This window comes from Aldersonia sp. NBC_00410, from assembly GCF_026342035.1.
GTDB lineage: Bacteria > Actinomycetota > Actinomycetes > Mycobacteriales > Mycobacteriaceae > Aldersonia.
In genome coordinates, this window is record NZ_JAPENM010000001.1 from 233,674 (window position 1) to 249,384 (window position 15,711).

18 protein-coding genes are annotated in these 15,711 nt (G+C 67.1%); 3 read left to right on the forward strand and 15 right to left on the reverse strand.

What is annotated here, in order from left to right:
• Positions 1–48 precede the first annotated feature (48 nt).
• The 7 genes from OG921_RS01070 to OG921_RS01100 form a co-directional block, all read right to left on the reverse strand.
• Positions 49–1,050: a lysophospholipid acyltransferase family protein gene (locus OG921_RS01070; protein WP_266111012.1), complete on the reverse strand. Its 1,002-nt coding sequence runs from the start codon at positions 1,048–1,050 to the stop codon at positions 49–51.
• A gap of 68 nt (positions 1,051–1,118) precedes the next feature.
• Positions 1,119–2,186 (reverse strand): NAD-dependent epimerase/dehydratase family protein, encoded by a 1,068-nt coding sequence (locus OG921_RS01075; protein WP_266110491.1) that lies wholly within the window; start codon positions 2,184–2,186, stop codon positions 1,119–1,121.
• Between the two features lie 194 nt (positions 2,187–2,380).
• Entirely contained in the window at positions 2,381–2,482 is a 102-nt protein-coding gene (locus OG921_RS01080) for an AURKAIP1/COX24 domain-containing protein (RefSeq protein ID WP_003402602.1), read from the reverse strand.
• A 170-nt stretch (positions 2,483–2,652) separates the two neighbouring features.
• Positions 2,653–2,895: a helix-turn-helix domain-containing protein gene (locus OG921_RS01085; protein WP_266110492.1), complete on the reverse strand. Its 243-nt coding sequence runs from the start codon at positions 2,893–2,895 to the stop codon at positions 2,653–2,655.
• 123 nt (positions 2,896–3,018) lie between these two features.
• Positions 3,019–3,837, reverse strand: coding sequence for a pyrroline-5-carboxylate reductase (gene proC / locus OG921_RS01090; RefSeq protein ID WP_266110493.1), 819 nt, complete (start codon positions 3,835–3,837; stop codon positions 3,019–3,021).
• Between the two features lie 62 nt (positions 3,838–3,899).
• Complete coding sequence (locus OG921_RS01095) at positions 3,900–4,793, reverse strand: thioesterase family protein (protein ID WP_266110494.1); 894 nt, start codon at positions 4,791–4,793, stop codon at positions 3,900–3,902.
• Between the two features lie 11 nt (positions 4,794–4,804).
• Positions 4,805–5,467 (reverse strand): MerR family transcriptional regulator, encoded by a 663-nt coding sequence (locus OG921_RS01100; RefSeq protein ID WP_266110495.1) that lies wholly within the window; start codon positions 5,465–5,467, stop codon positions 4,805–4,807.
• A 118-nt stretch (positions 5,468–5,585) separates the two neighbouring features.
• On the opposite strand from OG921_RS01100, the gene OG921_RS01105 reads away from it, so the two are divergent.
• Positions 5,586–6,002, forward strand: coding sequence for a hypothetical protein (locus OG921_RS01105; RefSeq protein WP_266111013.1), 417 nt, complete (start codon positions 5,586–5,588; stop codon positions 6,000–6,002).
• Here the strand turns inward: OG921_RS01105 and OG921_RS01110 are convergent.
• From OG921_RS01110 to OG921_RS01120, 3 genes are read right to left on the reverse strand one after another with little or no spacing between them, the layout of a single operon-like run.
• Positions 5,961–6,902, reverse strand: a complete 942-nt coding sequence (locus OG921_RS01110) for a sugar phosphate isomerase/epimerase (RefSeq protein WP_266110496.1) — start codon at positions 6,900–6,902, stop codon at positions 5,961–5,963. The genes OG921_RS01105 and OG921_RS01110 overlap by 42 nt on opposite strands.
• Before the next feature lie 5 nt (positions 6,903–6,907).
• The gene (locus OG921_RS01115; RefSeq protein WP_266110497.1) at positions 6,908–7,936 is read right to left on the reverse strand and encodes a Yip1 family protein; all 1,029 of its coding nucleotides are present in this window, start codon (positions 7,934–7,936) and stop codon (positions 6,908–6,910) included.
• Positions 7,933–8,901 carry a Ppx/GppA phosphatase family protein gene (locus OG921_RS01120; RefSeq protein ID WP_266110498.1) on the reverse strand — a complete coding sequence of 323 codons (969 nt, stop codon included), beginning with the start codon at positions 8,899–8,901 and terminating at the stop codon, positions 7,933–7,935. Before OG921_RS01120 ends, OG921_RS01115 begins: the two co-directional genes overlap by 4 nt.
• A gap of 32 nt (positions 8,902–8,933) precedes the next feature.
• On the opposite strand from OG921_RS01120, the gene OG921_RS01125 reads away from it, so the two are divergent.
• Both OG921_RS01125 and OG921_RS01130 read left to right on the forward strand, forming a co-directional pair.
• On the forward strand, positions 8,934–9,746 hold the full coding sequence (locus OG921_RS01125) for a hypothetical protein (RefSeq protein ID WP_266110499.1): 813 nt from the start codon (positions 8,934–8,936) through the stop codon (positions 9,744–9,746).
• A 230-nt stretch (positions 9,747–9,976) separates the two neighbouring features.
• Positions 9,977–10,867: a hypothetical protein gene (locus tag OG921_RS01130; protein ID WP_266110500.1), complete on the forward strand. Its 891-nt coding sequence runs from the start codon at positions 9,977–9,979 to the stop codon at positions 10,865–10,867.
• Positions 10,868–10,980: 113 nt separating this feature from the next.
• On the opposite strand, the gene OG921_RS01135 is transcribed toward OG921_RS01130, so the two are convergent.
• The 5 genes from OG921_RS01135 to OG921_RS01155 all read right to left on the reverse strand — a co-directional run bounded on the left by OG921_RS01135 (position 10,981) and on the right by OG921_RS01155 (position 15,705).
• A complete protein-coding gene (locus OG921_RS01135; protein ID WP_266110501.1) occupies positions 10,981–12,057 on the reverse strand; it encodes an IS110 family transposase in 1,077 nt (358 codons plus the stop codon).
• 251 nt (positions 12,058–12,308) lie between these two features.
• Positions 12,309–13,001, reverse strand: a complete 693-nt coding sequence (locus tag OG921_RS01140) for a response regulator transcription factor (RefSeq protein ID WP_266110502.1) — start codon at positions 12,999–13,001, stop codon at positions 12,309–12,311.
• A complete protein-coding gene (locus tag OG921_RS01145) occupies positions 12,998–14,263 on the reverse strand; it encodes a cell wall metabolism sensor histidine kinase WalK (protein WP_266110503.1) in 1,266 nt (421 codons plus the stop codon). The genes OG921_RS01140 and OG921_RS01145 overlap by 4 nt, the downstream gene beginning before the upstream one ends.
• Positions 14,264–14,401: 138 nt before the next feature.
• The gene (locus OG921_RS01150) at positions 14,402–15,154 is read right to left on the reverse strand and encodes a phosphoglyceromutase (protein WP_266110504.1); all 753 of its coding nucleotides are present in this window, start codon (positions 15,152–15,154) and stop codon (positions 14,402–14,404) included.
• Between the two features lie 50 nt (positions 15,155–15,204).
• The gene (locus OG921_RS01155; RefSeq protein ID WP_266110505.1) at positions 15,205–15,705 is read right to left on the reverse strand and encodes a YbjN domain-containing protein; all 501 of its coding nucleotides are present in this window, start codon (positions 15,703–15,705) and stop codon (positions 15,205–15,207) included.
• Positions 15,706–15,711: the final 6 nt, after the last annotated feature.

The window sequence follows — 15,711 nt, forward strand, 5'->3', positions numbered from 1 at the left end:
ACGACCCGGCGGTTGCACCTTCGAACCAGCCGAGGAAGCGTTATTCGCTCAGCCGAGGAAGATATTGCGGCGCTTCGCGAGCAGCCGGTACAGCGTCTGCTGGATGGTCTCCCGGACGTGGTCGGTGACGTCGAACATGACCATCGGGTCGTCCGCGGTGTCGGGTTCGTAGCAATCGGTGTAGATCGGCTCGCCGAACTCGATGTACCACTTCGACGGCAGCGGAACCATCCCGAGCAGACCGAAATGCGGGAACAGCGGGGTCACCGGGAAGTACGGCAGTCCGAGCAGCCGGGCCAGCGGCGCGATGTCGCCGATCTTCGGATAGATCTCCTCCGAACCGACGATCGAGCACGGGATGATCGGCGCACCCGTGCGCACCGCCGCCGACACGAAGCCGCCACGGCCGAACCGCTGCAGCTTGTACCGGTCGGCGAACTGCTTGCCGACGCCCTTGAATCCCTCCGGGAAGACGGCGGTCAGCTCGCCACTGCGCAGCAGCCGTTCCGCGTCCGCGGTGCAGGCCAGGGTGTGGCCGGCCTTGCGTGCGGCGGTGCCGAGGAATGGCGTCTCGAAGACCAGGTCGGCGGCCAGCATGCGCAGCGCGCGCTGGTTCGGATGGTGGTCGTGCACCGCGACCTGGGTCATCAGCCCGTCGATCGGGAGCACGCCGGCATGGTTGGCGACGACGAGCGCAGCACCGGTGAGCGGCAGGTTCTCGATGCCGCTGACCTCGACGCGGAACCACTTCTCGAACGTCGGGCGCAGCGCGGGGAGCAGTACCGAGGTGGACAGATGCTCGTCGTAGCCGAACTCGTCGATGGTGTAGTCGCCGCCGAGCCGCCGGCGCAGGAACGATGCGGCTCCGGTGACCTGCTTGGCGAGCGTGCGGCGCACGCCGTCCACGAGCTCGGTCGGACCGCCCGAACCGGACAGCCGATCCGTGAGTGAGGAAACGGTGCCCAACTGGTCGCCGAGGCCCGCAGGACGGCGCCGGGAGTCGGGCCGTGGATCGGCGTGGAAGGGGATGATCTGCGCGCCGTCCGCCACCGTGGCCTGCGCGAGTGCCGGTTGCGGCTCGGTGGTGTCGATCGGGGTGTCGTGAGTGATGTCGTTGGTCACTGTGCTCCCGCTTTCGCTCCGACGAGGTTCAACAGGCCGGCCTCGGCCGCATCGATCCAGTCGGGTTTGATTACAGGTCGCAACGCCGCGCCCTTGACGAAGTCATCGAATGCTTGGGGGGTGGTCCAGCGCGGCTCGAAGCCGAGCGTGGTGCGCATCCGCACGGTGTCGGTTGCGCAGCCGAACTGGAAGTAGTCCATCTGCGCCGACGTGAACTCGCGCATCAGCGGACCCATCAGCATGCGCCCGACGTTGCTGAACATCGAGAACGGCATCGGCACCTCGACACGGCCCGCCCGGCGGATCGCCTGCGACAGCATCAACAGGCCATCACCGGCGATGTTGAAGGTGCCCGCCGGTCCGGAAACGGTGGCCAGTTCGAGGGCCGCGAGCGCGTCCTGCTCGTGCAGCAATTGGAGACGGGCATCGCGTCCGAGCACGCTGGGCACGAGCGGCGAGCTCACGTACCTGACCGCGCTGCCCAACAACTGCGGGCCGACGGTCGGCGCGAGCCGGAGTACCGAGATCGCGATATCGGGCCTGCGCCGGGCAAGCCCGCGAGCGAACCCCTCGACCTCGATCATGTCGCGCGCGAACGCACCGCGCGGCGGCCGCAGCGCACCCATGTCCTCGGTGAACTTCACCGGGTCCTTCGCGCTCGATCCATATACCGACGTCGACGACCGCACGACGACCTTGCGCACGCTCGGCGTCTTCTGGCAGACCGCGAACAACTGCATGGCGCCGAAGACATTGGCGTCCTTCATTGCCGTGCGGCTGCCCGATTTCTGCGGCCGCGACATCGTCGCCGAATGGACAACGGTGTCGACGTTATTACCGGCAATTACCTTGCTTATCAATGGATTTCGAATATCCGCCCGAACGAATTCGGCACGCCCCATCCGCCGCAGGAGATCCTTGGAAGGCGTCTTGGCATCGACCGCGATCACCCGCTCCACCGCTGGGTTCTGCGCAAGCCGAGCCACCAGATACGCGCCGAAGAACATGCTCGCACCGGCGACGAGTACCACCCTCGGCGGAGTGCTGCGTTCCTCATCAGTCAACGAGAATCCCCCAGTTTCGTGTTATCCGGATCACTTTAGAGCACGGTCAGCCTGGATGATCGAAGGCTTAACGAGGTTCTAACGATGATTTAATCGGCAGTTCGAACAGGCCCCTGTGTCAAAATCCGACGTTTCAAACACAAATGCCCGCCACCCATTCGGGTGGCGGGCATTCGGGTCGGCACTGGCGCCGCTTACTTACCGAGTTTGCGACGCTGAACTCGTGTGCGACGCAGCAGCTTGCGGTGCTTCTTCTTCGACATGCGCTTGCGGCGCTTCTTGATCACAGAACCCATTCGGGCAATCCTCACGTTCTCTATAGCGTTCGCGCACGCCGGTCACGTACGCCTCTCTTGCGCAGCGCTGACGGAACCTGGCTGGCACGACGAGCCCCGATACTACCGCCCGTGCATGACGCGCACGAAACCGCCTCGGCACTCCTCCTCAATCATCCGCGTGACATCACTCACCCGGCGTCGAAGTACGAGGTCTCCAAATAGTCGTGCACGGCTTTCGCATGCACACGGAATGAGCGTCCCACCCGCACTGCCGGGAGCTCACCCGCGTGCACAAGCCGATACACCGTCATCTTCGAGACCCGCATCAGGTTCGCCACTTCGGCGACGGTCAGGAACTGTGTTCCACCGAGGGCTTGTTGCGGGTCGTTCGACCCGCCCATGCCCTGCGACGGCTTGTTTGCAGACGCCATCAACCCACAACACCTCCGGCACGACCGCGCCACCGGCTTCCCCACCGGCGGAACAGACACGCACGTGCTCTCAGCAGCTTAGCGTTACCAGTGGTGTTACTGCGACGGCTGAGCGCAATCGAATTACGAATCGGTGTCGGAGCCGAGCTGCACGGACCGATTCTTCGCCGCGTGCAGCGCCTCGATGAACGCCGAGCGCACCCCGTGCCGTTCCAGCTCACGGATGGCGGCGGCAGTGGTTCCGGCGGGCGAGGTGACCCCGGCACGCAACAGTGCGGCCGGCTCGTCGGTGACGGCAAGCATGGCCGCGGATCCGGCCATCGTCTGTACGACCAGCTCGGTGGCCGTGGCGCGCGGGAGCCCGAGCCCAACGGCCGCCTCCACCATCGCCTCGACGACGAGGAAGAAATAGGCCGGCCCGGACCCGGAGACCGCGGTGGCGGCGTCGATCTGATTCTCGGCGATCGTGGTGACCTGGCCGACGGCGCCGAGCACCTCGTTGACCAGCTCGAGGTGCTGCTTGCGGGCATAACGGCCGGGCGCGATTGCGCTCATGCCCTGCCCGATCAGCATCGGCGTGTTCGGCATCGCGCGGACCACCGGGAAGCCGGCAGGCAGTTTGAGCTCGAACCGCGAGGTCGGCACGCCCGCGACGAGCGAGATCAGCATCTGCTCGCGCTCGCCATCGAGGTCGACCTCGCCGATCGCGTTGAGCACGGAATCGACGTCGGCCGGCTTCACCGCGATCGCGATGACATCGGCGCCTTCGACGGCGTCCGCGACATCGGTGACACGAATGCCGTAGGCCGCCGCGAGCTCCTTCGCGCGCGCCTCGAAATGCTCGGCCACGACAAGGTCCTTCGTGGCCCGCCCGGATTCGAGCAGGCCGGCGATCAGCGCCTCACCGATCTTGCCGCCGCCGATCACTGCGATTCTCGTCATGGCCGACAGCCTAGGCGGCGGGTCAGGGCAGGTGTGCCCGGGATCGGCGTCCGTGCGCTGCGCTACTTCGGCGCCATGGCGAGCTGGCGACTCTGCGCCACCACCGCGCCCGTCGAGTCGACCAGCACATGATCCTCGTCGAACAGCACCGATCCGATGGACTTGGCGCTTGACATCACGCGCAGCCAGCCCGCTGCCGGGATGCGCTGCAGATACGTCGTGATCTGCACGGTCGGCGCCCAGCCCAGCTGGCCGAGGTTCATCAGCACGGGCGGGCTGATGTCGGCGGACATCATCGCGAACAGCACCCGGGTGTCGAGATCCTCGTCGTCGGCGTCGAACGGCCGGGCCCACATCCGAACGGCAGGCTCCCCGAGCTCCCCGGACAGGAACTTCGCCGACGTCGTATCGAGCCGCAGATGACAGCCGCGTGCGACGTTGACGATCTTGCCCATCGGTGAATCGCCCTGATAGTCGTCGCTGTTCGCAGCCGGTTCAACGGCCATGTCGGTCAGCCCGTCGATCTGATGCACCGGCCGGGTCTGCTCCGGGAATCCGAGGGTGACGGCCGACCTGACGAAGGTGCGCTCACCCTGCATCAGCGCGACGTCGGCAAGGCAGATCTGCCGTCCGGTCTTGCGGACGGTGACAGCGAGGGTGACATCGCCCGGGTCGGGTGCACCTTGGAAATCGACGCTCGCGGCAATCGGCTGCATACCCGCGGCGACATCCGGGGCGTCCGCGCGCAGCTCGGCGCGGGCCGCGGCGGCGGTGACCGCGAGCATGACGCCGCCGTGCACCTTCGGGCCGATTGTCCACATCGGATCGATATGCGCCCCGTACCTGCCCTCGCCAAGTGGGCTGAGCGTGCACAGCTGCCGGAAGGGCGCGGGCCCTGCTCGAGAGCCGCTGTCGGCGCCTTCGGGCCGGTCAAGGGCGGTCGGATCAGCGCTCATCGACTTCTCTCTCACTCTTCTTCCGCGGGTCCACGCGTGACATCGGTCAGGGTCCGAGCGGCCAGGTCCTGGTGCGCAAGCCGCCACATCGCCGCGATGACCGGCTCATAACAAACGGTACCGAGCACCGCGTATTCGATCGCTGCCCGGGGCGAGTCGGTCGGCATCTCGGCGAGGTCCGCTTCGGCGATGCCGCGCACATGGCGGCCGTATGCGCGCAGCTTCTCCTCGCTCATCGGGATACCGATCTGCTCGAGCGTTTCGAGGGCGTGCTCGAGCTGGGCGACCGCCGGATAGGTCGGCGTGTAGGTCTGGCCCAAGCAGCCCAGTGCGGCGCGTGCCCTCGGATAGTCGACCGGCAACGCGTCTTCGTCGCCAGGATCTTCGGCGGCACCGTCGGGGTAGGGCGGCAGGGCGGACAGGGCGGTACCGAGCGAGTCGAACAGTGCGCCGGTGGGCGCGTCGATCGCCTCGATGATCACGCGCACCTTCGCGACGGGCAGACCGAGCGAGGTCAGCGACTTGATCAGGCGCAGCCGACGGATGTGCTCATCGCCGTACTCGGCGCGGGTGGCGCTCGTCGCCGCACCGGGCATGAGCAGGCCCTCGCGTAGATAGAACTTGACCGACGCGAGGGGTACGCCGGTCGCCGCGACCAGTTCCGAGACCCGCATCAGAACCTCCTTGACATTGGATACTAACACTATCCATTATTGGATATCCGAAGTATCCAATCGGGCTCACGCTCCGGAGGGAGCCGTCATGACCACCACTGCTTCGACTGTCGAGCCGCTGTCGCCACTGCTGGCGACAGTCATCGGAATCACCGTGCTCACCGTGATCGGCATCGCGTTCGGCGGGACGTTCATGCTCCGCGTGGTGACCGGCAAGCAGGGCGCCAACGACCTACAAAAGACCTTCTTCCGCGCCGGTCACGCGCACGCCGGGGTGCTCGTCATCCTCGGCCTGGTCGTCGCCCTGCTCGGCACCGTGTCCGGGGCGAGCCCGGGTTGGGCCGCCGCAGGCGCGATCACCGTGTTGTGCGCGGCGATCTTCATCCCGCTCGGATTCTTCTTGTCCGTGCTCGGCACGGATCCGCAGCGGCCCGGCCGGATGATCGCCTCGATCTGGGTCGGCGCCGCGTGCCTGGTGGCCGGGCTGCTGATCTCAGGCGTCGCCGTGCTCGTCGCCGGCATCGGCGGACTCTGAGCGAGAGCCGGCGATAGGCGTCCCGTAGTCGCTCGGACCGGTCAGATGCGTGCGCGCGAACGTCAGAGCCTGGCGCAGCATCACGGAGCGCTCGGCGAGGTTGCGCACATTCTGCGTATTGACCTCGAGCACGACCTGGCCGGCGAAGTTATTGCGCGCCAGCGTGTCGAGCACCTCGGCGCACGGCTGCGTGCCCTCCCCCGGGATCAGGTGCTCGTCGTAGGCCGCGCCCCGGCCGTCGGCGAGGTGCAGATGCGTGAGGTTCGATCCCATCCGCTCCGCCAGCGCCATCGCGTCCATACCCGCGGTCGCGGTGTGCGACAGGTCGAGTGTGTAGTGCGCGTGGCCGGTGTCGGTTGGATCGTAGGACGGGCTGAACACCGACAGCGCGGCACCGGGTCCGCCGCGCCGCTTCATCCGTTCCGCCGACGCTTCACCGCGACCGAACAGCGTGTCCGCCCGCATCGGAAACATGTTCTCCACCGCGACCGCGACATTGCTCTTGGCCTCCAGCTCCGCCACCTGGTCGGCGAAGCCGTCGGCGTAGCGCCGCTGCCAGCGAAACGGCGGATGCACCACCACGTTGTCCGCGCCGAGCGCCTCGGCCATCCGCACCGACCGTTCGAGCTTCGCGACGGGATCGGCACCCCAGACGCGCTGGGAGATGAGCAGGCACGGCGCGTGCACTGCCTGCACCGGTACCGCGTACTTGCGTACCAGCGCCTGCACCCGACCGAGGTCCTGGCTGACCGGCTCGGCCCACACCATCAGTTCGACGCCGTCGTAGCCGAGTTCGGCGGCGTAGCGGAACGCGTCCTCGGCGTTCTGCGGATAGACCGAAGCGGTCGACAACCCAACCGGAATCTTCCGGCGCACGGGTCGGTCGGTGCTGACTGTCATTGCGGCTAACCCGTACTGAGCAGGAAGGCGAGGGGGCCGATCGTAATGAAGATGCCGACCACGATCGCGATGACGAAGCTCAGGATGTCGTCGGTCTTGCGAACCACCCGCACCAGCGCAACGAGGCCGAGGATCACCAGAACCGAAAGGACCAGCGCGACCCAGGGCATCATGTCCCACAGCCGCTCGAAGCCCTTGAACAGCAACCCACCCACGATGAGCGCGACCGCGGCTTCGCCCGCCAGCGCGAGCCACTGCTTGATGGAGTCGCGCTCCGAGTGCTCGTCCGGTTCGGCGTCGGCCTCGGTCGAGTCGGTTGCCTCGTCCGTCTCCGGATCGGTGTCGTCGGTGGATTCCGCGGTACCCGCCGACACCTGGGTGGTCGGCTCCGCTTGCTTCGGCCGATCGATGGCGCCCTTCTCGGCCGTGCCTTTTTCGGCAGTGTCCTTTTCGGCGGTGTCCTTTTCGGCAAGGTCGTCGCGAACGTCGACCTCGCCGGTGATCGCCCAGGTCGGGACGTCGACGATGGGGAACTCCTGAGCCGCGTCCGGCGCCTTGGCGACCTGGGGTTCGGGCGCTTCGGACTCGGGCTCGGGCTTATCGGGCTTATCGCGGGTGGCCTCGATCGAGTTGCGCAGCAGTTCGCTGGCAACGCTGCCGCCGGAGAGCAGCTCGGGCTCACGCTCCAGCGCGGACCAGGCGTGCGAGGTCGTGTCGTCCTCGTGCTGCGTCTCCACCGGCTCGGGCGCCGCTGCGGGCGTCGGGTCCGGCGGTGCGGAGACGGCCTCGGCCGGGGTTTCGTCGGCCTCGTCCGGATCGAGGACCGCGCGGCGGTGCGAAGTGGTGGCCCGCACCTTCGGGAGCTCGCCGGTCAGCTCGGTAACCGAGATGCCGCCGCCGCTCTCCCCGCGCCGACGCCGACCGCCACCGCCGGCGCCGCTGCTGGTACCTGTTCCGGTACGGCCATTGCGGGCCAGTAGCTCCGCGACGCTGATCTGCCCGGTGTCCGTCGGCGATTCCTCGGCCGTACTCACTGGACCACCTCCATGAGCGGCGTTTCGGTTTCGTGGCCATTCGGCTCGGTATCGAGTTTGCGCAAAATCAGCCCTTCGCGCAGCGCCCAGGGGCAAATTTCGAGTTGCTCGACCGACAGCGCCCGCATCGCCGCCTCGGCGATCAGGGCGCCCGCGACGAGTTGCTGGGACCGATCTGCGCTCACGCCTTCCAATTCTGCCCGGTCCGCGGCAGTCATCCGAGAGATGAACGCGATCACTTGGCGCAGACCCGTGGCCGTAAGCGTCCGCCGCACCCGCAAACCGGCACCGGACGGTGCCGCGCCGGTAAGCCGCGCGAGCGAGCGGAAGGTCTTCGACGTGCCCACCGCGAGATCCGGCTTGCCCGCGGCCTTGATCTCTTTCACCGAATCGACGAGTTCGGCATCCAGCCAGTCCCGCAGGACGGCGACGCGGCGCTTGTCCGGCGGATCTCCCTGAAGCCAATCGCGTGTCAACCGACCGGCCCCGAGGCGCAGCGAGAGGGCCACGTCCGGATCCTCGTCACCACCGCTGCTGAGTTCGAGCGAGCCGCCGCCGATATCGAGGTTGACGATGCGGCCGGCGCTCCAGCCGAACCAGCGTCTGGTGGCCAGGAACGTCAGCCGAGCCTCGTCCCGACCGGACAGCACCTCCAGCGCAATGCCGGTCTTATCGCGGACCGCGGCGAGTACCTCGTCGGAATTCTCGGCCTCGCGCAGCGCGGAGGTCGCGAAGGCCATCAACTCGCCGCACCCCGAACTGCGCGAAATCCCGGAAAACTCATCGACCGTGCGGATCAGCCGCTCGGCCCCGGAAGTGGTGATCCGGCCGGCGTCGTCCAGGTTCTCCGAAAGCCGCAGTGGGGCCTTGGTCGAACTCATCGGCATCGGGTGACCGCCTCGATGGGCGTCCACCACCAAAAGATGGACGGTATTGCTGCCGACATCGAGTACCCCTAAACGCACAGGTACACGGTACTGGTCTACCGTCGGCGTCTGTGACACCAGGTGAGCGCCCGCCGTCGCACAAGATCGATCCGGCGCCGGAGGTCGAACTGGACTTTCCGCGCGAATGGATCGAATTCGTCGACCCCGACAATGACGAGCACCTGATCGCCGCCGATCTGACCTGGCTGCTTTCCAGCTGGACTTGCGTGTTCGGCACCCCGTCGTGCCAGGGCATCATCGAGGGCCGCCCGGACGACGGCTGCTGCAGCCACGGCGCGTTCCTGTCCGACAAGGACGACCGGAAGAAATTGGCCCGGTCGGTGAAGATGCTCACCGCGCAGGACTGGCAGTTACGGGACAAGGGGCTCGGGAAGAAGGGCTATCTCGAGGAAGACGAGCTCGAGGACGAGCCCGCGCTGCGCACCCGCCGCTACGACGGTGCGTGCATCTTCCTCAACCGGCCCGGTTTCGAGGGCGGCATCGGCTGCGCGCTGCACATCATGGCGGTGCGCAAGGGCATCGAGCCGCTGGAAGTGAAGCCCGATGTGTGCTGGCAACTGCCGATCCGCCGCACCCAGGACTGGGTGACCCGCCCGGACGGCGTCGAGATACTGCGCACCGCGATCGGCGAGTACGACCGCCGCGGCTGGGGCGAGGGTGGCCTGGACCTGGACTGGTACTGCACCGGCTCCCCCGACGCGCACGTCGGCTCGCGCCCGGTCTGGCAGTCCTATGCGCCCGAGCTGACCGAACTGATCGGCGCCGCCGCCTACGCCGAACTGGCCCGGCACTGCAAGCGACGCGAGGGGCTGGGACTCATTGCGGTGCATCCAGCGACCACGCACGCGCATCCGGAGCGTTAGTCGGGTTCTGCGCGCGGTGATCACGAGCAAATGGCCGCCCCGCCCGCAGTGATCACGAGCAAATGGCCCCAAATTTGAGCGTTCGAGGGGCCACATGTTCGGGCTCGCGGGAGTGGCGGATTCGCCCCGTTCGGTGATCACCAGCGAATGGCCCTGTGGACAACTTTCTTCTTATCCACAGTTGCTGATTCCCTCGCCCGCTCGGTCGCGATCGGTCGCAGCATGACCGCGTGGACAGCGAACTTCGGAGCATCTTCGCCCAGGCCGGTGGTGCGGCGACCTATGCCGAACTAACTCGCGCCTGTTCTCGTAAACGGCTCCGCACCCTCGTCGCCTGCAATGAGGTCGCGAAGTTGTGGCACGGCATCTACGCGCCCAATCCGGTGACGCTGGAGCACCGCCTCGCCGGCGCGAGCCTGGCCTACGGTCGTCCGGTTACGGCCTGCCTTGGGACTGCCGCTCAACTGTTCGGCTTCTGCACCGAGCCCGTGCCCGGCCTGCACATCCTCGATACCGAGGACGTGCATCCGCACGGACACCGGGGGCTCGTGGTCCATCAGCGGCTGGGCGCGCCGATCACGAAATTCGACGGACAATTGGTCACCGAACCCGCTTGGACCGCAATCGAATTCGCTCGGACTCTGCCGCGACCCCGCGCCCTCGCGACCATGGACGCGGCTCTTGCGACCGGACTCTGCGACCGGGACGCGCTGCGCGTAGCGGCGCGGCGCCAGGGTGGGCGGCGCGGCATCGTGGCGGTGCGGCAGCTCGTCGAGATCGCGGACGGCCGCGCGCAGTCACCCATGGAGTCCGAGACCAGGCTCGTTTTTGTCGATGCCGAACTCGAACCCGACCTACAGGTACCCGTCCTCGACGAAGCGGGAATCCCGCGGTTCTACCTGGACTTCGGTTGGCGGGAAGCCATGGTCGGCGTCGAGTACGACGGCGACGCGTTCCACAGCGATCCGCTCGCGGTGCGTCGCGACAAGGCCCGCATCGGCTGGATGCAGGACCGCGGCTGGCTGATCATCGTGGTCTCGGCCGACGATGTGCGACGCCGACCGGACGCGCTGGTGGCGAGGGTCCGACGCCAGCACGCTGCGCGTCGACCCGCGGCCTGAGCCGTCCCGCTCCCCTCCCGCGAGCCCGAACAAATGGCCCCCAAAACACCGCTCAGCAGGGCCATTTGCTCGTGATCACCGCGGAGTAGGGGCGGCCATTTGTTTCTCCTATGTCAAGCGGCTGCGGCGTGTTGCTCGGTGGGGATGGCGGGTTGGTGTTTGAGGGTTTGGTAGACGAGGCGGGCGAGTCGACGTTTGAGGCAGCGCAGCGCTTCGGCGTTGGAATCGCCGGTGGCGCGGCGTTTGTCGTAGTAGGCCTTGCCGGGGCCGGCCAGTTGTAGCTGGGTCACGGCAATGCGGTGCAGGGCGGCGTTGAGTTGGCGGTTGCCCGACCGGCACAGCCGCATGCGTCCGGCGGTGCGTCCGGACCAGACCGGGATGGGTGCGGTCCCGGTGTAGGCGGCGTATTTCGCTTCGTGGGCGAAGCGGTGTACCCCGGCGGTTTCGCCGTAGATCTTGGCCGCAGTCAATACCCCGCACCCGGGCAGGGCGAGCAGTTCGGGAGCCAAGGCCTGCATCCAGGCGGTGATCTCGTGTTCGAGGTCGTCGATGACCGGGGTGATCCGGTCGATGTCGGTGAGGATGTCACGGGCCAGGCGGGCATCGATCCCGGTCCGGTCGACCAGCCACTCCCGCAGTCCGGCTCGGGTGCCGGCGCGGTGCAGGGTGCGTGCGGGTGGGTCCGCGATCGGGTCGCCGGGCCCGAGCAGGTGCAGATGCCACCGTAACCGGTTGATCATGCGGGTCCGTTCGGCTACGAGGTCCTCACGCCGATCGACCAGCAGTTTCACCTCCCGCGCGGTCTCCTCGGGACGGGCGATCGGCAGGTCGGGCTCGCGTTGGGCCGCCCGTGCCACCGCGAGCGCGTCGATCGGGTCGGACTTGCCGCGCGAGCGGGCGGTGCGGCGTTGTTCGGCCATCAACTTGGCCGGTACCCGCACTACCGCCTGCCCCGCGGCCAACAGGTCGCGTTCCAGTCGTGCCGACATGGCCCGGCAGTCCTCGATCGCCCACCGCAGCTCGGTCCCGAACCGGTCGTGGGCCCAGCGCAGTGCTTTCGCGTGCCCTTTCGGGTCCGCGGTGACGGTGAGCTGCCCGAGCGGGCGGCCCAGATCGTCGACCGCGACGAAGGTGTGGGTGCGCTTGTGTACATCGGATCCAACTACAACCATGGTGGTTGCCTCCTGCACTGAAGTGGCGGGGGGAATGGTTGGACCGGTCGGCGGACACATCTCAGTTGGGGGCGGTGTCACGCTCCTATCAAGTCACGCCGGCCGGTTCCATCACATCCGGTGCCGGCAAAACAAATGCAAGCCAACCCGACACCCTCAGCGGCATCGTGATCATGAGCCAGACACCAGATGATCAGGACCCAACCACCGCAACAGCGGCACCACAAACGGTGACACTGAGCTCGTGATCACTGCGGAAACAGCAGCTCCTACGACTCGAGCTTGTACCCCAGCCCGCGCACGGTGACGATGTACTGCGGCCGGCCCGGATCCTCTTCGATCTTCGAGCGCAGCCGCTTGATGTGGACGTCGAGGGTCTTGGTGTCGCCCACGTAATCCGCGCCCCAGACCCGGTCGATCAGCTGGCCGCGGGTGAGCACCCGGCCGGTGTTGCGCAGCAGGTATTCGAGCAGGTCGAACTCCTTGAGCGGGAGCGTGACCTGCTGGCCCTTGACGTGCACGGTGTGCCGGTCGACGTCCATGCGCACCGGCCCGGCGTCGAGGACTCCGCTGTCGAGCGCGCCGCCATCGAGATCGCCGTCGGGGCCGCGCCGCAGCACCGCGCGGATTCGCGCGATCAGCTCGCGTGCCGAGTACGGCTTGGTGACGTAGTCGTCGGCGCCGAGCTCGAGGCCCACCACCTTGTCGATCTCGCTGTCGCGCGCGGTCACCATGATGACCGGTACACCGGAGCGGGCCCGCAGCTGCTTGCACACCTCGGTGCCACTCATCCCGGGCAGCATCAGGTCGAGCAACACGATGTCGGCGCCGGAGCGGTCGAATTCGGCCAGCGCGGACGGGCCGTCGCCGACCACGGTCGCGTCGAAGCCCTCCCGGCGCAGCAGAAACGCCAACGGATCGGCAAGCGACTCTTCGTCCTCGACGATCAACACGCTGGTCAAACTGTTGCCTCCACGACTCGATCGGTCCGGGCCGATGCCGGAGCGTGCACATTGTCGATCTGTACCGGCTTGGGATGCGCGACGTAGTCGGGCCACAGCGGCAATTCGCTCAGCGGCACCTTCACATCGACGTCCTCGTAGGCCGGAATGCGAATGGTGAACGTCGACCCGACACTGGGCTTGCTCCACAAGTCGATCTCGCCGTTGTGGTTGGCCGCGACATGCTTGACGATCGCCAGCCCGAGCCCGGTGCCGCCGGTCGAGCGCGAGCGCGCCTTGTCGACCCGGAAGAACCGCTCGAACACGCGCTCCTGGTCGTCCTTCGCGATCCCGATCCCGCGGTCGGTGACGGCGATGGACACCTTGCCATCGCGCATGGCGCGGCTCACCGATACCCGTGAACCGGCGGGCGAGTAGGCGATGGCGTTCTCCACCAGATTGGTCAACGCGGTGAGCAGCAGCGATCGGTCGCCGGTGACTTCGAGCCCGCTCGGCCGGTCGGTGATGACGGTGATGTTCGCGGTCTCCGCGGAGATCCGGGACCGGACCACGGTCTCGGCGATGAGCTCGTCGACGTCGACGACCGCCATTTCGGGGAGCTTCTCTGCGCCCTGCAGCCGGGACAGCGAGATCAGTTCCTTGACCATGTTGCCGAGCCGGTTCGATTCCGAGAGCACCTTGGCGCCGAAGTGCCGGACGGCGTCGGGGTCGTCGGCGGATTCGAGCAGGGCCTCTGCGAGCAGACTCATCGCGCCCATCGGAGTCTTGAGTTCGTGACTGACGTTGGCGACGAAATCGCGGCGTGTCGCCTCCATCCGGACAAGTTCGGAATCGTCGTCGGCGAAGACCAGCACCAGGTTGCTGTCGTATTGGGTGAGCATTCGGGCCGCGCCGTGCACCGAAATGTTTTCCCGGGTCGGGCCGTACTCGTGCGCGCTCAAGTCGCATTCGGCGCGTTCACCGTTGCGCAGGGTCGATTCCACCGCCACCCAGGCGCGGTCGTCGAGCCGTCCGCTGTCGTCGACGAGCCCGAACTCGACGGCACGCGGGTTGTAGAGCAACACGTCGCGGTGTTCGTCCACCACCGCGATACCGGTCGGTGCAGAGCGCAGGATGTGGTCGAGCACCTGGGCGACAGTCATGCCCGCTTCGACGGTGCATCGCCGCGAGCGCCGATCGCGCCAGAAGGGCACGACGACGGCACCGGCGACAAAGCACATGACCGCACCCGCGACCATGGCCAGTATCTGAACAGTGCCCACGCCGCAATCGTACGGTCACCGACGCTTCGGTAAACCCACAGACTGCAAAGGGCGGGCATCGTCACAGTCATTCCGAAACAGTATTCCGCTGTCGTTAACCCGCCGTTCGCCCAACAGCGGCGGTGACCGAGCCTCGCCCTACTTCGACGCGCCCTGACTCGCGACCGCGGCAGCACCCGCAGCGGCCGCCTCCGGATCCAGGTACGCCGACGGCCCGAGCGGTTTCAGATCGTCGTCGAGGTCGTAGCGCAGCGGAATCCCGGTGGGGATGTTCAGCCCGGCGATGTCGTCGTCGGAGATCCCGTCGAGGTGCTTGACCAGCGCGCGCAGCGAGTTGCCGTGTGCCGCGATCAGCACGGTCTTGCCGGACAGCAGCTCCTTGGAGATCGTCGACTCCCAGTACGGCACCATCCGCGCGACGACGTCCTGCAGGCATTCGGTGCGCGGCACGTCGATACCGGCGTAGCGCGGGTCGCTGTCCTGGCTGTACTTGCTGCCCAGTTCGATCTCCGGCGGCGGGGTGTCGTAGCTGCGCCGCCAGAGCATGAACTGCTCGTCGCCGTACTCGTCCCGGATCTGCGCCTTGTTCTTGCCCTGCAGCGCGCCGTAATGCCGCTCGTTGAGCCGCCAGTCACGCACCACCGGGATCCAGTGCCGATCCGCGGCATCGAGCGCGATATTCGCGGTGCTGATCGCGCGACGGAGCACGGAGGTGTAGACGATGTCGGGCAGGATGCCGTGCTCGGCGAGCAGCGTTCCCGCACGCTTACCCTCCGCGACACCCTTGTCGGTGAGGTGCACGTCCACCCAGCCGGTGAACAGGTTCATCGCGTTCCATTCGCTCTCGCCGTGGCGGAGCAGGACCAGGGTTCCGGTGCTCATGACGCCCATCTTTTCACGCAGCGCACAGGCGCGCCGACGGAACCCGGACCGCTTGCCGATCAGTCGTCGTCGGAGTCCTCGACGAGGTGCTCGAACGCCTTCAGGTTGGCCAGTGACTCACCCCGGGAGACTCGCCACTTCCATTCGCGCCGAATGGATTCCGCGAACCCGAGTTCGAGAATCGTGTTGAAGTCGCCGTCCGCGGCCTCGAGTGTCTGGCCGAGCACGCGATCGATTTCGTCGGGGGTCACCGCATCGCTGGAGATCCGGCCGACGAGGTAGATGTCGCCGATCTTGTCGATCGTGTAGTGCACGCCGTAGAGGCGGCGATTGCGGCGCAGCAGATACCGGTGCACACCGGCCTCGTTCTCGTCGGGATGACGCGCCACGAACGCCTCGACCCGCACCCCGTGCGCGCCCACCGTGAGCAGACACGTCGTCTTCAGCTTGCGCTCGCCGGGCAGTTCGACGATGAAGTTGTCCTCGCCCTTTCGGGTGAACTCGAGTTCGCGTTCGGTCAGTGCGGCGTCGAGGATCTCGCGCGTGTGCTCGGCACTCACGCGCGA

Excerpts from the sequence above, each read along its gene's own strand:
- OG921_RS01080 (WP_003402602.1), bottom strand. The coding sequence starts at position 2,482 with ATGGGTTCTGTGATCAAGAAGCGCCGCAAGCGCATGTCGAAGAAGAAG.
- OG921_RS01085 (WP_266110492.1), bottom strand. The coding sequence starts at position 2,895 with ATGGCGTCTGCAAACAAGCCGTCGCAGGGCATGGGCGGGTCGAACGAC.
- proC (WP_266110493.1), bottom strand. The coding sequence starts at position 3,837 with ATGACGAGAATCGCAGTGATCGGCGGCGGCAAGATCGGTGAGGCGCTG.
- OG921_RS01095 (WP_266110494.1), bottom strand. The coding sequence starts at position 4,793 with ATGAGCGCTGATCCGACCGCCCTTGACCGGCCCGAAGGCGCCGACAGC.
- OG921_RS01100 (WP_266110495.1), bottom strand. The coding sequence starts at position 5,467 with ATGCGGGTCTCGGAACTGGTCGCGGCGACCGGCGTACCCCTCGCGTCG.
- OG921_RS01110 (WP_266110496.1), bottom strand. The coding sequence starts at position 6,902 with ATGACAGTCAGCACCGACCGACCCGTGCGCCGGAAGATTCCGGTTGGG.
- OG921_RS01150 (WP_266110504.1), bottom strand. The coding sequence starts at position 15,154 with ATGGGCGTCATGAGCACCGGAACCCTGGTCCTGCTCCGCCACGGCGAG.